Source organism: Rhodococcus sp. KRD197 (genome assembly GCF_017168235.1).
Lineage (GTDB): Bacteria > Actinomycetota > Actinomycetes > Mycobacteriales > Mycobacteriaceae > Rhodococcoides.
In genome coordinates this window covers 116,859-134,662 of sequence record NZ_JABFAO010000006.1, presented here as the reverse complement: position 1 = coordinate 134,662, position 17,804 = coordinate 116,859, and the positions used below count along the sequence as shown (strand labels likewise).

Below are 17,804 nucleotides of genomic sequence, written 5' to 3'. Positions count from 1 at the left end.
GAGTGCACTGTCGGTGGGCTCCGCACCTTCGTGCATCGATCGAGGCGTCCACGGGCGGTGTTGTTCATTCGCACCCCCTACAACAGTGAAACGCATCTCGCCGAAGCCTCGCACTGGGCGCAACTCGGTTTCACCACCGTCGTGCAGGACGTTCGCGGCCGATACGGTAGCTCCGGAGCATTTCGTCCATATGATCTGGAGGGTGCCGACGGCATGGCCTCGATCGAGTGGATGACGCAGCAGCCGTGGTGGCCGGATGCGCCGAGGTTGGTTCTGTACGGTGCCTCGTACGGTGCTCACTGCGCCGTCGAGACTGCCGCGGCGGCAGAGCGATCCGAATTCGAGCAACTGATCGGCGTATCGGTCGTCGTCCCGGCTCTGGGAATGGGAGAGACTGCCAGAAACAAGGACGGGGCCTTCTATCTGGCTTCTCGGCACGGTTGGTGGGCCCAGCACGGTGACAGTGCCGTGTCGCAGCAGGAGTCGCGCGCGTCCGATGTGCTTCTGACACTTCCTGTCTCGGAGATCGGCGCAAAATCCGACCCGCCGATCACCTCGTGGCACACTGTTTTGTCTGCCCTCAGGTCGGATGAAGAACGATCGCGCACAGTGGCGCGAATGACGATTCCGCTGCTGGCACAGGGCGGGACCGCGGACTGGTTCGCGCAAGATACCGTCGACCTCTTCTCGTGGTGGGGCGGACCGTCGGCTCTGGCGCTTGGACCATGGGACCACGGAATGCGTGGATCCGGACGCGGCGAGCGCATGAGCTGTTGGCTCGACGACGTACTGGAGCGCCATCCATGGACCGGCGCTCGGTTGTACGGCGCGTCCGATGGCGCCGCACATCCCCTGGACGCATGGCCGACGGCGGTGGAGAAAACAACCCTGCCGGGCGGCAGCTTCGACGCAGATCCGCTGCAGCCCTTCCTTTCCTGCGATCTCGGGGCCGATGTCGGCTTCCTGCTGGGGCGTTCGGATTGCCTGGTACGGCCGGTGCCGTCGCGAGCGGGCGTCGTTGTCGGATCCCCCATGGTCAGAGTGGACACCGCCGAGAGCAACCGGCATTGGGGGGCAATGCTCGTCGTCCACCGACGGGACGGCCGGGCTGAACAGCTGGCGCAGGGCATGTCGCTCGACAACACAGTCCATCTCGGCCCGATATCCACACGCATTCACTATGGAGAGGAACTGTCGGTGATCGTCTCGGCCCACTCGTTCCCGCGTCATGCACGCGATCTACAGACCGGCGAGGACCATCTGCACGGCCGTCGCACGCAGGCCGTCCGTCGCACGGTGCGCGGCATCGTCGTGGAGATGCCCGCATGAGCACCCCTGTTCTGACTGCCGAGGACCTCGTCGATCCGTTGACCGGGGTTGTTCGAGCTCTGCATCCGGTGGAACGTGTCGACGGCATGCCGCGTCGGTACGTGGGCCTGACCGCGGAAATCGCCGACACCCGTGCTCACGGTAACTGGCCGTGCGATCTGGTCTCGCTCGGCACCACCTTCGCAGACGAGGACGGTGCGCGAATCGCAGCGATAGGCGAGGCAGTGGAACGGTACTGCGGAAACCATGTTCGAGAAGGACTTCGGTACGCCACGGCCGCGGAACTCCGGGCGACGAACGTGCGCCATTGGGGTCCGGACCATCTCGGGTTCTTCGCGCCATGGCAGCTGCAGTCCGAGGGCTTCCCCTTCGAACAGTTCACCGAGGACACACCGATCGCCTGGGTGGACGGTGTCGGCGCCGACGGGTCTCGCGTGGCGATTCCGGCGTCGTACGTGTACCTCAACTGGCGCACCGGAAGTCGAAAGCGTGATCCGTGGATTCACCATCTCAATTACGCGGGTATCGCGACCGGCCAGGGACTCGGCGATGCGGCGGCGCGCGGACTACTCGAACTCGTCGAACGGGATTCACTGTCGCTGTGGTGGCATCTCAATCTGCCCGCGCGAGGCATCGATCCGGCGTCGGTCCCCGGTCTCACCGACGATCTGGGCGATTCACGACTGCAGTGTCACCTTCTCGAACTCCCGTCGTACTTCGGGGTTCCGGTGGTAGCAGCAGTGATACGCGACCCCGAACTCGGGATTGTCGCAGGAGGGTTCTCCGCGAAACTCGACCCCGTCGCGACTGCGCGCAAAGCGGTTCTCGAAGCGATCCACAGCTGGGTCTTCACCCGGGGACTGCTCGACGCCGACGGGTGGGTGTTCGGGTCGATGCGCGCCGGCGTGCTGTCCTCGGGTCTGTATCTCGAGCATCGCGCCGATCGCACCTATCTCGACGCCGCTGGTCCGCGAAGCGAACATGTCCGAGATCTGGGTGCTCAGGCGCAGGTGTGGCTGGATCCGCGAGTTCAGGCGTCGTTGCTGCCACGGTTCACCGACCCGTCCGAGGTGGTGTCGATCGACGCTCTCCCACAGGGCACCTCCGAGGGTCTGCGGGCTGCTCTCTTCGCTGCCGGCCACGAGGTCGTCGTCTGCGATATCACCACCCCCGACGTTGCACTGACGCCGCTGCGGGTGGCGCGTGTGTGCGCCTCGGGTCTGATTCCCAACGCCCCGGCAGCTTTTCCATACTTCGGGTTGCCGCGGTGGCGGGAGATCGCCCGACGGTATGCGCCCAGCTGCGACCCGGCGGATCCGAGCACCTTGTTGCTGACACCACCACCGAGCCTGTGACGCCGTTTCGTCGCTTCGTTCTGGCACGCGCAATCGCCTGGATCGGCAACGCGATGTCCATCGTCGCGGTGCCGATGCTCGTCTACCAGCTCACCGGTTCACCGCTGTTGTCCGGCGTCGCGTTTGCGGTGGAAGCCCTGCCCTATCTGCTGTTCGGGCTGCTGGCCGGCGCCTTCGCCGACAGGGTCGATCGAAAACGGGTGCTGTTGGCGACTCAGCTTGCCAGCGTATGCGCGCTGGCAAGTATCCCGGCGGCACACCTGTTCGGATCGGTGACGATTGCCCACCTCCTGCTCGTCTCGTTCAGCACTTCGACGCTGTTCGTGTTCTTCGACGCAGCCTCCTTCGGCGTCGTACCTGCGCTTGTCGGCCGAGATTCCATCGCCGACGCGACAGGCACCCTGGTGAGTGTCGGCACTGTCATCGGGATAGCCGGCCCGCTTCTCGGCGGAGTCGCTGCGACGACGTTGGGTCCGCCTGGTGCGATCGCAATCGACGCGTTGTGTTTTCTCATCGCAGCCATCGTGACTGCGACGGTCACCCTGCCGGCTGGAGCTGCGGCTTCGATGGCCGGCTCGACGCTTCGCACGTCGATCGTCGAGGGCCTCGACTTCATCTGGCGTCATCGCGTGGTTCGTGCGCTGACCACCGTCGGCATCGGGGTGAGCCTGGCCAACGGCGTGGTGGTGGGGCTGATGGTGGTCGTCGGCGTCCGGAAACTCGGACTGAACGAGGGCGACGCGCGACTCGGCTCACTCTATGCGGCGACGGCGCTGGGAGCGTTTCTGATCAGCCTTGTCAGCGCACGCATTCAGCGGGCGGTCGGCACCGGTGTCATCACCTGCGCAGGATTGCTCGTCGCATTCTCGGCGATGCTGGCATGGTCCACCACGGGCGTTCTGGCGGTGTCGTTGGTCGTACTCGTCGTCTATCAGGCAGCCAACACGATGATCGTCGTCAACGGCATCGTGGTGCGGCAGTCCGTAACTCCCGACGGTCTCCAGTCCAGGGTGAACACCACGGCACGAATGATCGCGATGGGCGGAACTCCATTCGGCGCGGCAGCGGGTGGAGCGGTAGCCGAAGTGTTCGGTGTCACCGCGGCAATCGTGCTGGGAGCGTGTGCGCTGGCTGCCGCAGGCGCAGTGGCGTTGCGGCTCGGGGTCCCTCGGCTACCGCTGCTCGCCGACCTCACCGCGTCCGCCGAGCGCGAACGCCAATAGCGGGACCGAGTCATCACGCAGACCAACCAGATTCGCGATGTGGTCGTCATAGAACCCGGACACCGCGCAGCCTGCCAGTTCGAGAGCGGTGGAGACCAGGTACAGGTTCTGCGCGGCGATCCCTGCATCGACGTGGAGGGTGCGATAGTGACGTTCGGTGTACTTGACGAGTGTCTTGTCCAGGCGCCCGGCGAGAACGACGAACACCGATGCACGCGCTGCGAATTGCGGTTGTACGAGGCAGGATCCGAGCGCCTCGACACAGGGTCCGGTACCTGTTCGGTGGAGCACGTGTGCGCTTGGCTCGAAAACACAGGTACCGACCGCAATGTCACCGATCCGGCGAAGGACGACAAGATGCACGTCGAGCGAATCCAGTCCACCCGCGGAGGGGTTCAGCCGTAGCGTGCGGGGAGGTCCGTTCGGCGCAGCCGTCGTACGCCCCGGGCCCAAGGCCCACCCGAGCAGCGTGGAGAGACGATCCCGGTCCAGCGGGCCGAAACGGTATCGCGAGCGCCGTTCACCCAGGACTTCCCCCAATGCGACCGAGGGCAGTGATGCCGGTGCACCGAGCGCGACGGTTCCGTGTGCAGCGGCCGGTGGCGTTCTCGCCCCGGAACCTCCTGGATCGACGAGCAACCGGTGCACAGTAAGCGCACGGTGGATTCGCGCTTGCGGTGAATCATTCGACATGAAGCGCCCCCCCCCCACATTCGGCAACGGAAACCATTGTCGATTCTATCGCGAACGCCTCTCGGTCTACCGTGTACGCATGCCGATGCCGGATTGGAAAACCCGCGAGCTGAGCCCCGGCCAGCTTGCCGAGCGCAGCGGGGTCGCGGTGTCCGCGCTGCACTTCTACGAGAAGCAGGGCCTGATCACGAGCAGGCGCACCTCGGGCAATCAGCGCCGCTATCACCGCGACACGCTGCGGCGTGTGGCGTTCATCCGCATCTCGCAAAAGGTGGGCATTCCGCTTGCACGGATCCGCGACGCCTTGGCCGAACTACCCGAGGAGCGAACGCCGACGAAGCGTGATTGGGCCCGGCTTTCGCAGCACTGGCATGCCGACCTCGACCATCGGATCGCCCAATTGATCAGGTTGCGTGACGATCTGACCGGTTGCATCGGGTGCGGGTGCCTGTCTCTGTCGAGTTGTGCGTTGGCGAACCCCGGTGATGAGTTGGCCGAGAACGGCCCCGGGGCCCGCAGGCTCGACGTCGATCTATGAGGGCTTCTTCAGGAGCTTGCTGAACTGGTCGTTGGCCTTCTGCAGTACGAACTCGTAGGGCGGTGCGAACTTGCGTGCCCACCAGTAGCCGAAACGGATGTCGTTCGACGAATACACCAGGTATCGATTCTTCTCGATGCCCTCGAGAATGGCCTTTGCCACTGTCGATGGCTCCACAGCTCGCTTCTCGAATCGGTGCTGCAGCTTCTGCACTCGCGGGTCGTCTCGCTCGACGCCGGCGATCTCCAAGGTGTCGACCAACCCCGTCCTGACTCCACCGGGAACGACGAGGCTGACGCCGATGCCGTGCCGCTTGAGGTCGTACCGCAGCACCTCGGACGCGCCGCGCAATCCGTACTTGCTCGCGCTGTATGCCGCGTGCCACGGCAATGGAATCAGTCCCGCCGCCGAGGACACGTTGACCAGATGCCCTCCGCGCCCGGCCCGCACCATCGGCGGTAGGAAGTTCTCCATCACATGGATGGGTCCCATCAGGTTGACGTCGATCATCGATTTCCAGTGCCGATGCTCGAGATTCTCGACGGTTCCCCACGCGGAGATTCCCGCGACGTTCATCACGATGTCGAGGCTCCCTGTGGCCTCGTGCACTTCGGCGGCGAACGCGGTGACCGCGTCGTAGTCGGACACGTCGAACGCCGAGGACATCGCCACCGCGGAGCCCGCCTGCGCCACAGTCTCTGCCAACCCGACCTCGTTGATGTCGGTCAGGTAGAGCTCGGCGCCGGCCTGCGCCGCCAGGAGTGCCGTCGCACGTCCGATGCCGCTACCTGCTCCGGTGATGAACGTCTTCTTGCCTCTGAGACTTGCGATCCCCGTCGAACTCCTCAACTGCATGGACCATCCCCCGTGTCGGCTGCATCGTCTTTCCCGCACCTTACGCGTCGGTCGATTTGTCTCGGCTCGATCCGGGCGGAAGACTCGGCACTCAGGGAGTAAAGCGACGAGAGGAACGCGATCATGGCCATCGTTTCCAGGGGTTTCGTCGGGAAGCGTCGCGGTGACGAGACACGCACCCCGCCGGGCCAGTACCTCACCGACGATTTCCCTGTGCTGTCGGTTGGTCCGACGCCACGTGTGGACACCGACCGCTGGCAATTCGGCATCACCACCGAGATGGGCGAGAAGCATCGTTGGAGTTGGCGCGAGATGCTCGACCTGCCGGCCGAGAAGCCGACCGTCGACATCCATTGCGTCACCAAGTGGTCCAAACTGGACACGCTGTGGCGCGGCGTTTCCCTGGACACTCTGCTCGCAGGTATTTCGACGACTGCGACGCATGTGATGGCGCACGCATACGACGGCTACACCACCAACCTGCCTCTCGACGAGTTGCGAGGTGGAAAGGCCTGGCTGGCATACGAATACGACGGCAAGCCGCTGCACCCGGAGCACGGTGGCCCAGCTCGGCTACTGGTTCCGCACCTGTACTTCTGGAAATCAGCCAAGTGGGTGCAGAATCTGACGCTGCTGCTGGGGGACGAGCCCGGATTCTGGGAGCGCAACGGCTACCACGACTACGGAGACCCGTGGCAGGAGCAGCGGTACCAGGGAGACTGACTCGAATGAAATGGCTCGTGGCCACACTGATCGACAAACGTATCGAGACGGCGAGCGCGAGCACGCTGGTCTTCGAGGTCGACGGCTGGCCCGGACACAAACCCGGTCAACACGTCGACGTTCGTCTCACCGCCGAGGACGGTTACAGCGCGCAACGCAGCTACTCGATGGCCACTCCGGCGCACGGCAACACCGTCGTTCTGACGATTCAGACCGTGGACGACGGCGAGGTGTCACCGTATCTGACGGGCGTGCTGGAAATCGGCGAGCAGATAGAGTTGCGCGGGCCGGTCGGGGGTTGGTTCGTCTGGGATTCGTCCGATCGTGCGCCGGTACTGCTGATCGCCGGCGGGTCCGGCATCGTGCCGTTGATGGCGATGATTCGAACGCGCGTGCAAGCCGAGCGCAAGACGCCGTTTCGACTTGTGTACTCGGTGCGCTCGGAGGCCGAGTTGATGTACGCCGCCGAGTTGCGCGCGCTCTCCGGGGGCATCGAGGTCAGCGTCCGATACACGAGACAGGCGCCAGAGGGCTATCGCGGACGGCTCGGCCGTCTCACCGATACCGACATCGCCGAGGCCGGGTGGCCACCTGATTTCGCGCCGAAGTGCTTCGTGTGTGGACCGACGAGGTTCGTCGAAACCGTCGCCGACATTCTTGTTTCCGCGGGGCACCTACCGCCCCGCATCAAGACGGAGCGGTTCGGACCCTAGAGCTTCGAACTCGAGAGCTTCGAACTCGAGAGCTTCGAACTCGAGAGCTTCGAACCCGGGGTTCAGTGCCGTCGGGTCATCTCGTCGCGATAGTCGGCGACGGTGCGTTCGATGCGGGTCGCATCGTCCTCGTCACCTCGGCGACGTGCGTCGTCGGCACGGCTCTGCAGCGTCTTGATTGCCTTGCGTAGCTCGGAGTCGGACATTCTGTGTTGCGTAATTGTGTGTTCCATAACACACAGTGTCCACTCGGTTCCGAGACTGAGCAAGCACCAGCTACACGGTCAGAGAGTCTGAGACCATGTCGGCTGAGGGTACGAAGCTGGACAGGCTGCGAGCTGCGAATTCGCGGAAGTACGCCAGCTTGTTCGGCGGCACGAGCGAGGGCAGCACGGTGTTCCACACCTTCTCCATGCGCGAAGGCGCACTCTCGAGCGTGGACTGCGCCTCGGACACCATCAACACACCGGCGAGCATTTCGCAGACGAGCAGCGAGGCGTTGGCGGAGTCGAGATGATCGGCGACGTCACCGTGCTCGATGGCCCGATCGAAGAGATGCTCGAAGATGTTGCCCCAGGTACCGAACACGCTTCCGCGGGCAGTGTCTGACCCGTCGACCTCCATCTGCAACCGATACATCACGCGAACGAGCGTGTCGGACGCGGCGAGTTCGAGTACCGAATACGAGATTCCGATGACGGATTCGAGTGCGGGCGACCTGCTGTCAACGAGACCGGCGCACGCAGCGGACACGCGCTCATGCCCCTCGTCGACGATGGCGCGGGCAAGCTCCTCTTTCGAGGCGAAGTGGAAGTACAGCGCGCCCTTCGTGACGCCGGATTGAGCCGAGACCTGACTCAGGGTCGCATTGGCGTGCCCCACGTCGATAAACAGATCCGCTGCCGCTCGGAGCGCTGCTGCTCGCGTAGCTTCTGCTCTCAGTTGCCTGACCATGATCTTTCACCCCTGCCCAGTTGCCTACGATGACCCCGACGCCACCTCGGTTGGACCACGTGCTGTCTGGCTGAATCCGTTTTCTCGAATCGCTGCGCCTGCCCGGTCCGGTTGCGCAAGCTAATAGTAACCACAGGTGTCGCGCAAATGTGATTCGCCGGTGACAATTGGCAGACCGTCACATCGATTCATATAACAATCGAAATATAAAGTTCCACTCTGCCCGATTTTGTAACGACTTCAATGTCCTCTTTGTACGCCCGAAACAACTCGCCGTTGGCCGTGGCCTCATCCACCTGCGCCCACACGTCCTCGGTCGGATCCTGCAATGCACCATCGGGCTCGAACACGGCATAGACGCCGCTGGGGACATGCACGAAAACATCTCCGACAGGCACGTCGGCGGGCGAGAGATGTGGCATCCCGATCACAGCGTTGTAGTCCCCGTGCGCATCAGGGACGAACAACGTGCTCACGTCCACTGCATCGTCGTAGCGGTCACGCACACGCTCACGCAGGAACCGAAACAGGTCACTGATGCTGGTCTCGCCGCCCGGGACGACCCGAGGCGCCACGAGCCCTCCGAACACTTCGGCACTGCGCGCCGTCACACGGTGCGTCACTCCGACTGCCCTGGCCGCTCGACGGACAGATACAGGTCGATCTTGTAGGCGTGCGGGTAGCACTCGTAATCGGCAGTGAATGTTCGACGAATTTCTTGATGCTCCTCGGCGTAGTCGATTTGCTGCCACAGCCGCATCATCACGTCCGGGAAATAGCCGACGGCCGAAAACTTCGCATATCGCGCGCGCGGCACCTTCGCAACCAAATGGCCGCGCGTCACTTGACTGAGAGCCGAGCATTTATAACCGACAATTTGCGTGTTATAGGAACCGATACCCGGTGCGAAGTCCGTGTAGATGGACGCCAACGGACCTCCGATCTCCTGCTTGAGAACGGAGGACCACGCCTGATCGAGCGCTGGGTCGTTCAGCCTCCCGAGCGCCCGCTTCGGGCTCCGGACAGGCAGGCCAGCGACCCACGTTTCCTCGAGGTCGACATACTCGAAAGACATTCACACTCCACATGGCTCAGGGCCGCAGATACTCACTCACAGGCGGCCGGGGTGACGCTCCCCAGTAGACGTCGACCATCAACTCTGAATTTACGTTCGATCGGTAAGACTACCGGCCTGCTCCCCCGCGGGGGACCAACACCCACACAAAACGGGCAGACCAGTTGCCCCGAAAATTTGCGTTATCCGACAACGGGTTGTGAACTCTTCAAGACAAACGGGCTACATCTCGGGTCCCCGCCGACGTAGCGGTGGCGAAGCCGGGTTAGATGCAGTATCAATACAGACGGCTGGTGCGCCACTCGGACCACCGGCCTGTCTCGAGCACGACTTCGCCCACGCAACAAGGAGCTTTTCCGCATGGACTTCTACGCCTTCATCGAAACCCTCATCACCACCGGAAGCTCCGCTGGCAGCTCGCTGATCGACAGCATCTTCCCGCGCTGATAAGAGACTCCCAGTCTGCAGGGCCCGGTCGACACCGTCGATCGGGCCCTGTTTCGTTCGAACATCAGGCAAGCAATTGGAGAAAATCCAACCAAACGGTAGAAAAGTTGGGTTCCATGCCGTAACAATAGCTACGGCGTACCGGCATACCGTCGCATCGCTTGCCACCACCGACGAAACAAGGAGTCCCCCCAATGGACATCGCTTCCTTCATCTCGAGCTTGCTCTCCACCGGATCCACCACCGGAAGCACGATCTCCGACATCCCGATCCTCGAACTGCTCGGATCCGGCTCCGCTTCCATGTGACCGATTCCCAATGCGCATCGGGCCCGGACGACACAGTCGTCCGGGCCCGATGCGTCTGCAACAGAAGGCAGCAGGTGTCGAGCCCATCCGCGCCGCCGGTTCGCGTCGCGAAATCGTCATGCTAATCTCCATGCATGTACATGGATGTTCCTGTGAACAGCGGCGTCCCTCCCATTCGAGATGCCGGTGGCGCATGGTCTGAAGTCGCCGCAGCAGTCAAGGCAGTGGATTCCGCCCTCGACAGGTGGATGCAGAGCGCTTTCGGGGTCGGCATCACCGAGTACAGGGCCTCTCGCCACTTGATCCTGAGCCGCGACCGGGAACTCCGAATCAACGACCTCGCCGAGCGAGTCGATCTCAACCAGAGTTCAGCGACTCGCCTCGTGGGCCGAATGGAAGCAAAAGGGCTCGCGTATCGCGATACATGCCCCAACGACGGCCGCGGCATCTACGCCGTCATCACCGAACGCGGTGTGGATCTCGCAAACGATATCCACGACAAGTACGAGGCGAAGATCCAGGAACTGCTGCATGACGCGCCCAGCAGCGGTTCCGCTGACATCAGACGTGCACTGTCCACCCTGAGCGCGATCATCTCGTAGCGCTTGCAGGCGAATCCAGCACTTGACCTTCGTACCGTTGTTCATGCATGTACATACACTTGAATCTCTCCGCCCAACCCCTCACCTGCACGTCACATGTCGATTCAAGCACCACCACAGAAAGGCACGTCATGAGTTGGCTCCACCTCGGTATCGCAGTAGTACTCGAAGTCGCAGTCGGAATCTGCGCCAGTAAAGCGAATGGATTCACCAACCCGATCTGGACCATCGGCACTGTGGTCAGCGGCGCAGTCGCAACGTTCTTCCTGTCTCTGGCGCTACTGACTTTCGACGTCGGGGTCGGCTACGCCATCTGGACGAGCGTGGCCGGCGTCGGAATCGTCATCGTCGGCGCGTTGTTCCTCGGCCAACGACTCGACTGGAAGAAAGCACTCGGAATCGCCGTCGTCATAGGCGGAGTCATCGGCCTGCAGCTCAGCGGTGCCGCGTAATTCACCCTCCGATTCGAAAGGAAACAGCCATGCAAGCAACACCGAACGTCGCAACCAGCTACACACCCTCAGCAAGCACTCCAGAAAAAACCGTGCCCTGGCTCATCCTCCTGCTCGCCGGGGTATTCGAGATCGGCTATGCGCTCAGCGTCAACGGCAGCGAAGGATTCACCGTCCTCACCTGGTCCCTCTCGGCAGCCGTCTTCTTTCTCCTTACACTGTTCGCACTCAGCGTCGCCTTGAAGTCCATCGACGTCGGAATCGGGTACGCCGTCTGGGCTGGTATCGGAGCAGTCGGGGCGGCCGTTTTCGGGCCAGTGTTCTTCGACGAAACTCTGACCCTCAGCCGCGCACTGTGGCTCACGGTCATCATCGGCGGAGTCATCTGGCTCAAGCTGGCCGACAGCCCGAAGCTTCTACAATGACCATCGAACAGTTTCGGCGGCTCGCGGAACCACCACTTGAGCTGTGCCAACACCGGTCGCACCGCGACGTCGCAAGCACCACGTGAGCGCCGACGACCTCCCTGCGTTGGTCCGGACCTACGACTCTGGAACATCGTCGAACGAGCTCAGCACCCGGATAGGTCTCGCGAACGGCACCACCCTCAAGCTTCTGCGTCAGGGAGGTGCAGTGATGCGTAACCAGAGACTCTGTTCAGACGAAGGCAAGGATGTCTACCGGATTGTCGGCCGCGCGGGCGTCGACGCTCACCGCCGCGCCGGTGACAATCGGAGACGGTTCCTATATCGGCTCAGGCGCAACGATCATGCCAGGGGCACCATCGGCAATGGTGTTGTAGTTGGAGCAAATTCTTGCGTGACGAAGGACTGTGAACCCGACACCGTCTACGTCGGCAATCCCGCCCGGCCGCTACGGCCGATCGGCGACTGACACCGCGATCAGGCCCCTACGCCAGACCGTGAATCGACAAGCTAGAAAAGTGTCGATCGATCCGTCTGATGTATAGATGCGTCACGATCACACCGGGGACGAAACTCGACATCAATGTCAGCATGACAACCAGCGCAGCCCATTGCTCGATGACGTAGGTGGCCGAACCGGGGCGTGATGTGGTCAGCTCCGACCACGCGAGAAGTGCTCCGAACACGACGATCCACGTGACAAGAGCCCAGCAGCGAAACCCCTTTCGAGGCACCGTGTAGCCAGCGGCTGCCAAAGCTCGATATCGACGAAGCCGATCGCGGACCGTCAGGAAAGCGATCATCGCGCCGATGCCGCAGAACGAACCGCCTACCAAACACCCTGCGGCGATCACGAACCCGCTTGTATCAACGTTCAGGACCATTCCCACGCATGCGACCCCAACACCGGTGAGCATCAACGCCGTCATGACGAACCCCAGCCGATCCTTGGTCACCAGAAGAGGATTCGCGGCGCTGCGTACACAGTTGCGCACGACCCAGCCGACGACCCCAAGAAGAATGATTCCGTGCCAGTACGCGGGCCTGCTGCCGTCCATCGGTTCGAGGTGATCGACCAGCCCCATCAACGCGTTGTTCGTCCGCTGAAACGTCCCTGACACTGCAAGCGCGAATGCCGCACCGAGGGCGACCAACACACAAAGCCCTCGAACAATTCCCCGCCGCTCCCACGTCTCGGGCAGTCCGAATCTCGCGACCACCACCGCCCACCAGACGCGTCCAACTGCATACAGAACTCCGCCGATCAATCCGGCGCCGGCGAGTGACGCGACGACACCCGACATCTCGGAGTCCCCAGCCGACAATCCCCACCAGATCGCTCCGACGAGCACTGCGGAGACGCTGACGTGTTTGCCGAAGGTACCGAACGAATTTCCGACAACCTCGATGCTTCGCGGTACCATCCAAATTGCCCCTCGTACAGACACTTCTGCACTGCTGAGCAGCCTCTGGGCGAACCACAGTCGATGGACCCATTTGATGTCGTGCACGTTTCTCACTCGACGGAACTGACGTTCGAGGGCAACGCCCAGCAGCCATGATCTCCGTCGATCCAGTTCGGCGGCCATCCGAGCGCGATCCGTGCTTCCGCGGAGGATCGCGATCACCTCGTAGGTGTCACCGTTATCCTCCCGATAGCCACCGGGTGGATCATTCCCGACCATGTTCTGCCGTGCGGACAGCTCGTCAAGGGTGTTCTTGCGGGCAAAGACGCCACGCCGATACAACTCGAGTGCGCCCGCCTCCCGAAATCGTCTATCCCACTGCGGCGATTTGACGGCGTCATGACCTGATGCCAACAGCAACAGCACGTACTGCACCGCGACGAAGAAAACGAGATATCTCAGAATGTCGACCCCCACAGGGCCGAATCTAGTCACTGCCACCGACAAGCTGCGGAGCCGAAGTCAAAACGTGGTGGAGCTGAGGGGAATCGAACCCCTGACCTTCTCGATGCGAACGAGACGCGCTACCAACTGCGCCACAGCCCCTTCTTGCGAGCCCGTCGAACTTGTAACCAACTGAACCCGCTGGGCAACCTTAGCAAAGGCCGACGGGCTCGCCGAACGTCAGGCCCCCGAGGCTCGTCGAACGTCCTCGTGGACGGGTCCGGGCTGCTGGAAGGGCTCGGAGTAGTGGTCGAGGTGGTCGAACTCGGGATCCTCGTCGTCGATTTCGAGAACCACCGCTCCGGGGCGCCGCAGTCGCTGCGGAACCAGTTTGAGTTCCTCGTCGGTTCGGGATTCGACGCCTAGCCGGGATCGTCCCATGCGCGTCAGCCGGCGGCGGCGGATCTCCTGCTCGATCTGGACCTGACGACGCAGGTAGTACAGGTAGCAGGCGAGACCGACCACGGCGAGGCCACACACCCACCACAGCGTCGCGGTGACGATGACGGCCAGCGCAGCAGAGGTGATGGCCGCGAACACCAGCGCCAGAACCGCCCGTTGACGGAACGAGTAGCGCGCGGCCCGCGCGATGGCATCGGCCTCGGGGTCGAACCCTCCGCGTCCGCGACGGTTGGGGACGTAGTCACGCGTCGCCTCGGACTCTCGCCCGTCCTCCCCGTCCCACTCGGCCTCGTCCCGGTCGATGATGTCGGTCTGTGCGTGAGTGTCCATCGGGTCCTCCGCCGTGATGTTCGATGTCTCGCGGATGTTCGGTGCTTCGCGTCCGAAGACGATGTTGGCGGGCGCCGATACGCGCTCGTCGTATTCGGGTCGCCAATCGGGGTCACTGGCATGTCCGGCAGCGGGCCCGCGTTTGGGTCTCTTGACTCCACCGCGATGCAGCACTCGGGTGGCCAGGGCCGCGTCGGAGGTTTGCATGATGCGTGGACGCTTGCTCGTCATCATCGGGAGCAGCACGAACACCCAGACGGCGACCAGTCCGATCCAAATGATCGAGTTGGGCATCTCGGCGCTCTCCTTCCACGGGCAAGTCGGTTACATCGGTGACGTGATCAGGCTATGTGGAAGGCGAAGCCGATCCGGGTAGACGCGCCGACCCGAATTACACACACGTCACTCGAGTCACTTCCGTCTCGAGAGGTGAGTCAGGCCCACGCAGCTCTGCCGGTGCGCACCAACCGGTCCGCAACGGTCACCTGCACCTCGTTCGACGTCATCGCGACCAGCAGGTGGTCGCGCCAGGTGCCGTTGACGTCGAGGTAGTCCTTGAGCAGGCCTTCTTCGCGAAAGCCCACGTGGCGCAGTACAGCTTGACTCGCGAGGTTTTCCGGACGCACGGTCGCCTCGACACGGTGCAGACCGACCGGACCGAAGCAATGGTCGAGACCGAGCGCCAGGGCCGCGGTCGCAACACCGCGTCCGTTGAGCTCCTTGGAGACCCAGTAACCGATCCAGGCGGACCGCAGCGCTCCGCGAACGATGTTGCCCACGGTGATCTGGCCACAGAAATCGCCGTCGACCTCGATTGCCATCGGAAGCATGTGCCCCTTACGGGCCTCGGACTTCAACCCGGACAAGAGTGCGGGCCAGGCAGTGACATGGTGGCGGGCCGCCCACGATCCTTCCCCTGTCGGCTCCCACGGCTCGAGGTAGTCGCGATCGGCCAGTCGGAGCCGACTCCAGGCTGCGCCGTCGCGCAACCGAACAGGACGGACCCTGACGTTCCCTGCGGCGACGGTCAGCGGTCCAAGTTTCGCCGGCCATCCAGGGTGGCTCGACCACGTGCGCGGCATCAGTCGATATTAGGCGCTTCACGCATGTGCGTGGAAATCCATAGCGGGCTATGTATTTCCGCGCACATGCGCGGAGCGCCTACCCACGCTGGGCGAGGAATGAGACTTCTACTTCTTCGCCGGTGCGGATCTCGGTGGCCTCCGGATCGATGACGACCAGGCAGTTGGCCTCGGCGAGTGTGGCCAGCAAGTGCGAGGACGCACCGGGCGCACCGCCGAGGGCCTGCACGAGGTACTCCCCCGTGTCCTCGTCGCGCATCAACTGGCCACGGAGAAAGCCCTTACGGTCCGCGATGGAGGTGATGGGGGCGACGGTGCGCGCGGTAACCGTTCGCCGCATCGGCTGCCGGCGTCCGAGGGCGATGCGGATGAGCGGACGCACCATCACCTCGAACACCACCAACGCGCTCACGGGGTTTGCCGGCAACAGGAACGTTGGCACCTCGTCGCGGCCGAGCTGACCGAATCCCTGGACCGAACCTGGATGCATCGCCACGCGTTCGACCTCGATGTCGCCGAGGTCGGAGAGCGCCTCGCGCACTCCATCGGAGGCGCCGCCCCCGACCGCTCCGGCGATGACGACGATCTCCGATCGGATCAGCTGACCCTCGACGACCTCGCGCAGTCGCTTCGGATCGGTGCTGACAATGCCCACACGGTTGACGTCGGCTCCGGCGTCACGTGCCGCGGCAGCGAGTGAGTAGGAGTTGACGTCGTACACCTGGCCGGGACCAGGGGTGCGGTCGGTGTCGACGAGTTCCCCACCGACCGAAATGACGGACAGGCGCGGACGCGGATGAACGAGCACCTTGTCGCGCCCGACGGCGGCGAGCAGACCGACCTGCGCGGCGCCGATGATGGTGCCGGACCGGACCGCGACGTCACCGGGTTGCACGTCGTCACCGATCTTGCGCACGTATTCGCCGGAGCGGACGGGCCGGTAGACCTTGACGCGGGCGCGACCGCCGTCGGTCCGGTCGAGCGGAAGCACGGCGTCTGCCAACGTCGGGAGCGGAGCCCCCGTGTCGACGCGCACCGCCTGCCGTGGCTGCAACCGAATCGGCTGACGCGACCCGGCGCTGACCTCGCCGACGACGGGCAAGGTCAGTTCGATGCGTTCGTCGTCCTCGTTGCGCATGTCCGTGCCCGCCTCGGACACGTCGACGCTGCGGACGGCGTAACCATCGATCGCGGCCTGGTCGAATCCGGGCAGTGGGCGCTCGGTGACCACCTCTTCGGCGCAGAGCAGACCCTGCGCCTCCGAGATGGCGACCCGCACAGGCCGCGGCGCGACTGCCGCGGCAGTCACCCTGGTCTGCTGATCCTCAACCGAGCGCATCTGGCCCTTCCTCTATCTGGTCACATCGGGCCTGTTTCTCCAGGGCCTATTCGTACTGGGTGAGCTGGGGAGCCCAATCGTCGCTCAGACGTTCGGTCAGCCACTCACGCAACGGCGGACCGTAATCGTCACGTTCGAGTGCAAAGTCAACCGCAGCACGGAGGTATCCCCCGGGATTTCCGAGGTCGTGTCGGGATCCACGATGTACCACCACGTGCACCGGGTGGCCCTCCTTGATGAGGAGAGCGATGGCGTCGGTGAGCTGGAGCTCGCCGCCCGCGCCCGGCTCGATGCGTCGCAACGCGTCGAAGATGGCCCGGTCGAGGAGGTAGCGGCCGGCCGCGGCGAACAACGACGGCGCATCCTCACGCTTGGGCTTTTCGACCATCCCGGTGACCTTGAGGACGTTGGGGTTGACGGCGTCGGGGACGGTCTCCACTTCGAACACCCCGTATGCGGAGACGTCCTCCTCGGGAACCTCGAACGCACACAGGACGGATCCGCCGCGCTTGGCCCGCACCCGGGACATCACGTCGAGGACGCCGCGCGGAAGCACCAGATCGTCGGGAAGAAGAACGGCGATCGCGTCCTCGTCCGCGTCGAGGACTTCCTCGGCGCAGGCCACAGCGTGGCCGAGTCCGAGCGGCTCCTTCTGGATGACCGATTGAACGTCGAGCAACGCCGGCGCGACCCGCACCTTCGCGAGCATCTTCAGCTTGCCGCTGGCCTCGAGCTTGCTTTCGAGGACGAGGTCCTCGACGAAGTGGGCGACGACGCCGTCCTTACCGGGCGAGGTGACGATGACGAGGCGTTGTGCACCCGAATCGGCCGCCTCACCCGCGACGAGCTCGATTCCCGGTGTGTCCACGACCGGAAGCAGTTCCTTCGGAACTGTCTTGGTCGCGGGCAGGAAGCGGGTCCCCATCCCTGCCGCGGGAACGATTGCCGTCCGGAATTGACGTACTGGCCCCGACGCGGGAGCGTCGACTGCGACATCTGACATATTTCCCACCCTATCCATGCTCGCTGCGGATCGACTCCGCGTGTGC

21 protein-coding genes and 1 tRNA gene are annotated in these 17,804 nt (G+C 63.6%); 10 read left to right on the top strand and 12 right to left on the bottom strand.

All coding sequences use genetic code 11. From position 1 onward, the window contains the following. Positions 1–57: 57 nt before the first annotated feature. The 3 genes from J1M86_RS13035 to J1M86_RS13025 are packed head-to-tail and all read left to right on the top strand — an operon-like array spanning position 58 to position 3,907. Positions 58–1,329 (top strand): CocE/NonD family hydrolase, encoded by a 1,272-nt coding sequence (locus J1M86_RS13035; RefSeq protein ID WP_206510197.1) that lies wholly within the window; start codon positions 58–60, stop codon positions 1,327–1,329. Then, on the top strand, positions 1,326–2,684 hold the full coding sequence (locus J1M86_RS13030; protein ID WP_206510196.1) for a YcaO-like family protein: 1,359 nt from the start codon (positions 1,326–1,328) through the stop codon (positions 2,682–2,684). The genes J1M86_RS13035 and J1M86_RS13030 overlap by 4 nt, the downstream gene beginning before the upstream one ends. Further along, on the top strand, positions 2,681–3,907 hold the full coding sequence (locus tag J1M86_RS13025; protein ID WP_206510195.1) for an MFS transporter: 1,227 nt from the start codon (positions 2,681–2,683) through the stop codon (positions 3,905–3,907). The genes J1M86_RS13030 and J1M86_RS13025 overlap by 4 nt, the downstream gene beginning before the upstream one ends. Here J1M86_RS13025 and J1M86_RS13020 read toward each other — a convergent pair. Next, positions 3,857–4,546, bottom strand: a complete 690-nt coding sequence (locus tag J1M86_RS13020) for a SagB family peptide dehydrogenase (protein WP_206510194.1) — start codon at positions 4,544–4,546, stop codon at positions 3,857–3,859. The genes J1M86_RS13025 and J1M86_RS13020 overlap by 51 nt on opposite strands. A 133-nt stretch (positions 4,547–4,679) precedes the next feature. On the opposite strand from J1M86_RS13020, the gene soxR reads away from it, so the two are divergent. Beyond that, positions 4,680–5,138 carry a redox-sensitive transcriptional activator SoxR gene (gene soxR / locus J1M86_RS13015; protein WP_206510193.1) on the top strand — a complete coding sequence of 153 codons (459 nt, stop codon included), beginning with the start codon at positions 4,680–4,682 and terminating at the stop codon, positions 5,136–5,138. Here the strand turns inward: soxR and J1M86_RS13010 are convergent. After that, positions 5,133–5,993 (bottom strand): SDR family oxidoreductase, encoded by an 861-nt coding sequence (locus tag J1M86_RS13010; RefSeq protein ID WP_075837238.1) that lies wholly within the window; start codon positions 5,991–5,993, stop codon positions 5,133–5,135. The genes soxR and J1M86_RS13010 overlap by 6 nt on opposite strands. Before the next feature lie 123 nt (positions 5,994–6,116). On the opposite strand from J1M86_RS13010, the gene J1M86_RS13005 reads away from it, so the two are divergent. Both J1M86_RS13005 and J1M86_RS13000 read left to right on the top strand, forming a co-directional pair. Next, positions 6,117–6,716 (top strand): sulfite oxidase-like oxidoreductase, encoded by a 600-nt coding sequence (locus tag J1M86_RS13005; protein ID WP_206510192.1) that lies wholly within the window; start codon positions 6,117–6,119, stop codon positions 6,714–6,716. Between the two features lie 5 nt (positions 6,717–6,721). Next, positions 6,722–7,429 carry a ferredoxin reductase gene (locus J1M86_RS13000; RefSeq protein WP_206510191.1) on the top strand — a complete coding sequence of 236 codons (708 nt, stop codon included), beginning with the start codon at positions 6,722–6,724 and terminating at the stop codon, positions 7,427–7,429. Positions 7,430–7,491: 62 nt separating this feature from the next. Here the strand turns inward: J1M86_RS13000 and J1M86_RS12995 are convergent, their stop codons facing one another. From J1M86_RS12995 to J1M86_RS12980, 4 genes are all read right to left on the bottom strand, one after another. Continuing rightward, positions 7,492–7,635, bottom strand: a complete 144-nt coding sequence (locus J1M86_RS12995; protein ID WP_206510253.1) for a hypothetical protein — start codon at positions 7,633–7,635, stop codon at positions 7,492–7,494. Positions 7,636–7,705: 70 nt separating this feature from the next. Then, positions 7,706–8,383 (bottom strand): ScbR family autoregulator-binding transcription factor, encoded by a 678-nt coding sequence (locus J1M86_RS12990; RefSeq protein ID WP_075837239.1) that lies wholly within the window; start codon positions 8,381–8,383, stop codon positions 7,706–7,708. Positions 8,384–8,571: 188 nt separating this feature from the next. Further along, positions 8,572–8,994 carry a GyrI-like domain-containing protein gene (locus J1M86_RS26370; protein ID WP_206510190.1) on the bottom strand — a complete coding sequence of 141 codons (423 nt, stop codon included), beginning with the start codon at positions 8,992–8,994 and terminating at the stop codon, positions 8,572–8,574. A gap of 8 nt (positions 8,995–9,002) precedes the next feature. Then, positions 9,003–9,458 (bottom strand): effector binding domain-containing protein, encoded by a 456-nt coding sequence (locus J1M86_RS12980; RefSeq protein WP_206510189.1) that lies wholly within the window; start codon positions 9,456–9,458, stop codon positions 9,003–9,005. A 907-nt stretch (positions 9,459–10,365) separates the two neighbouring features. On the opposite strand from J1M86_RS12980, the gene J1M86_RS12975 reads away from it, so the two are divergent. The 4 genes from J1M86_RS12975 (at position 10,366) to J1M86_RS26710 (ending at position 12,069) form a co-directional block, all read left to right on the top strand. After that, positions 10,366–10,815 (top strand): MarR family winged helix-turn-helix transcriptional regulator, encoded by a 450-nt coding sequence (locus J1M86_RS12975; RefSeq protein ID WP_206510188.1) that lies wholly within the window; start codon positions 10,366–10,368, stop codon positions 10,813–10,815. A gap of 131 nt (positions 10,816–10,946) precedes the next feature. Further along, positions 10,947–11,267 carry a multidrug efflux SMR transporter gene (locus J1M86_RS12970; protein ID WP_206510187.1) on the top strand — a complete coding sequence of 107 codons (321 nt, stop codon included), beginning with the start codon at positions 10,947–10,949 and terminating at the stop codon, positions 11,265–11,267. A gap of 29 nt (positions 11,268–11,296) precedes the next feature. Next, on the top strand, positions 11,297–11,692 hold the full coding sequence (locus J1M86_RS12965) for a multidrug efflux SMR transporter (protein WP_206510186.1): 396 nt from the start codon (positions 11,297–11,299) through the stop codon (positions 11,690–11,692). 248 nt (positions 11,693–11,940) lie between these two features. Further along, positions 11,941–12,069, top strand: coding sequence for a hypothetical protein (locus tag J1M86_RS26710; RefSeq protein ID WP_268995365.1), 129 nt, complete (start codon positions 11,941–11,943; stop codon positions 12,067–12,069). Between the two features lie 108 nt (positions 12,070–12,177). On the opposite strand, the gene J1M86_RS12960 is transcribed toward J1M86_RS26710, so the two are convergent. From J1M86_RS12960 to J1M86_RS12935, 6 genes are all read right to left on the bottom strand, one after another. Beyond that, positions 12,178–13,575, bottom strand: coding sequence for a hypothetical protein (locus tag J1M86_RS12960; RefSeq protein WP_206510185.1), 1,398 nt, complete (start codon positions 13,573–13,575; stop codon positions 12,178–12,180). A 53-nt stretch (positions 13,576–13,628) separates the two neighbouring features. Continuing rightward, positions 13,629–13,704, bottom strand: a tRNA-Ala gene (locus J1M86_RS12955). A gap of 78 nt (positions 13,705–13,782) precedes the next feature. Continuing rightward, entirely contained in the window at positions 13,783–14,628 is an 846-nt protein-coding gene (gene glpR / locus J1M86_RS12950; protein WP_206510184.1) for a gephyrin-like molybdotransferase receptor GlpR, read from the bottom strand. 140 nt (positions 14,629–14,768) lie between these two features. Beyond that, positions 14,769–15,416 (bottom strand): GNAT family N-acetyltransferase, encoded by a 648-nt coding sequence (locus tag J1M86_RS12945; RefSeq protein WP_206510183.1) that lies wholly within the window; start codon positions 15,414–15,416, stop codon positions 14,769–14,771. A 79-nt stretch (positions 15,417–15,495) separates the two neighbouring features. Beyond that, entirely contained in the window at positions 15,496–16,755 is a 1,260-nt protein-coding gene (gene glp / locus J1M86_RS12940; protein WP_206510182.1) for a gephyrin-like molybdotransferase Glp, read from the bottom strand. Between the two features lie 46 nt (positions 16,756–16,801). Beyond that, positions 16,802–17,758, bottom strand: a complete 957-nt coding sequence (locus tag J1M86_RS12935; RefSeq protein ID WP_206510181.1) for a UTP--glucose-1-phosphate uridylyltransferase — start codon at positions 17,756–17,758, stop codon at positions 16,802–16,804. Positions 17,759–17,804: the final 46 nt, after the last annotated feature.

Bases quoted from the DNA above. Each gene is read 5' to 3' on its own strand.
- J1M86_RS12970 (WP_206510187.1), top strand. From the start codon at position 10,947: ATGAGTTGGCTCCACCTCGGTATCGCAGTAGTACTCGAAGTCGCAGTC.
- J1M86_RS13005 (WP_206510192.1), top strand. From the start codon at position 6,117: ATGGCCATCGTTTCCAGGGGTTTCGTCGGGAAGCGTCGCGGTGACGAG.
- J1M86_RS12945 (WP_206510183.1), bottom strand. From the start codon at position 15,416: ATGCCGCGCACGTGGTCGAGCCACCCTGGATGGCCGGCGAAACTTGGA.
- J1M86_RS12980 (WP_206510189.1), bottom strand. From the start codon at position 9,458: ATGTCTTTCGAGTATGTCGACCTCGAGGAAACGTGGGTCGCTGGCCTG.
- J1M86_RS12935 (WP_206510181.1), bottom strand. From the start codon at position 17,758: ATGTCAGATGTCGCAGTCGACGCTCCCGCGTCGGGGCCAGTACGTCAA.
- J1M86_RS12990 (WP_075837239.1), bottom strand. From the start codon at position 8,383: ATGGTCAGGCAACTGAGAGCAGAAGCTACGCGAGCAGCAGCGCTCCGA.
- J1M86_RS13010 (WP_075837238.1), bottom strand. From the start codon at position 5,993: ATGCAGTTGAGGAGTTCGACGGGGATCGCAAGTCTCAGAGGCAAGAAG.
- glp (WP_206510182.1), bottom strand. From the start codon at position 16,755: ATGCGCTCGGTTGAGGATCAGCAGACCAGGGTGACTGCCGCGGCAGTC.
- J1M86_RS12995 (WP_206510253.1), bottom strand. From the start codon at position 7,635: ATGTCCGACTCCGAGCTACGCAAGGCAATCAAGACGCTGCAGAGCCGT.
- soxR (WP_206510193.1), top strand. From the start codon at position 4,680: ATGCCGATGCCGGATTGGAAAACCCGCGAGCTGAGCCCCGGCCAGCTT.
- J1M86_RS12965 (WP_206510186.1), top strand. From the start codon at position 11,297: ATGCAAGCAACACCGAACGTCGCAACCAGCTACACACCCTCAGCAAGC.
- glpR (WP_206510184.1), bottom strand. From the start codon at position 14,628: ATGCCCAACTCGATCATTTGGATCGGACTGGTCGCCGTCTGGGTGTTC.
- J1M86_RS26710 (WP_268995365.1), top strand. From the start codon at position 11,941: ATGTCTACCGGATTGTCGGCCGCGCGGGCGTCGACGCTCACCGCCGCG.
- J1M86_RS13000 (WP_206510191.1), top strand. From the start codon at position 6,722: ATGAAATGGCTCGTGGCCACACTGATCGACAAACGTATCGAGACGGCG.
- J1M86_RS13030 (WP_206510196.1), top strand. From the start codon at position 1,326: ATGAGCACCCCTGTTCTGACTGCCGAGGACCTCGTCGATCCGTTGACC.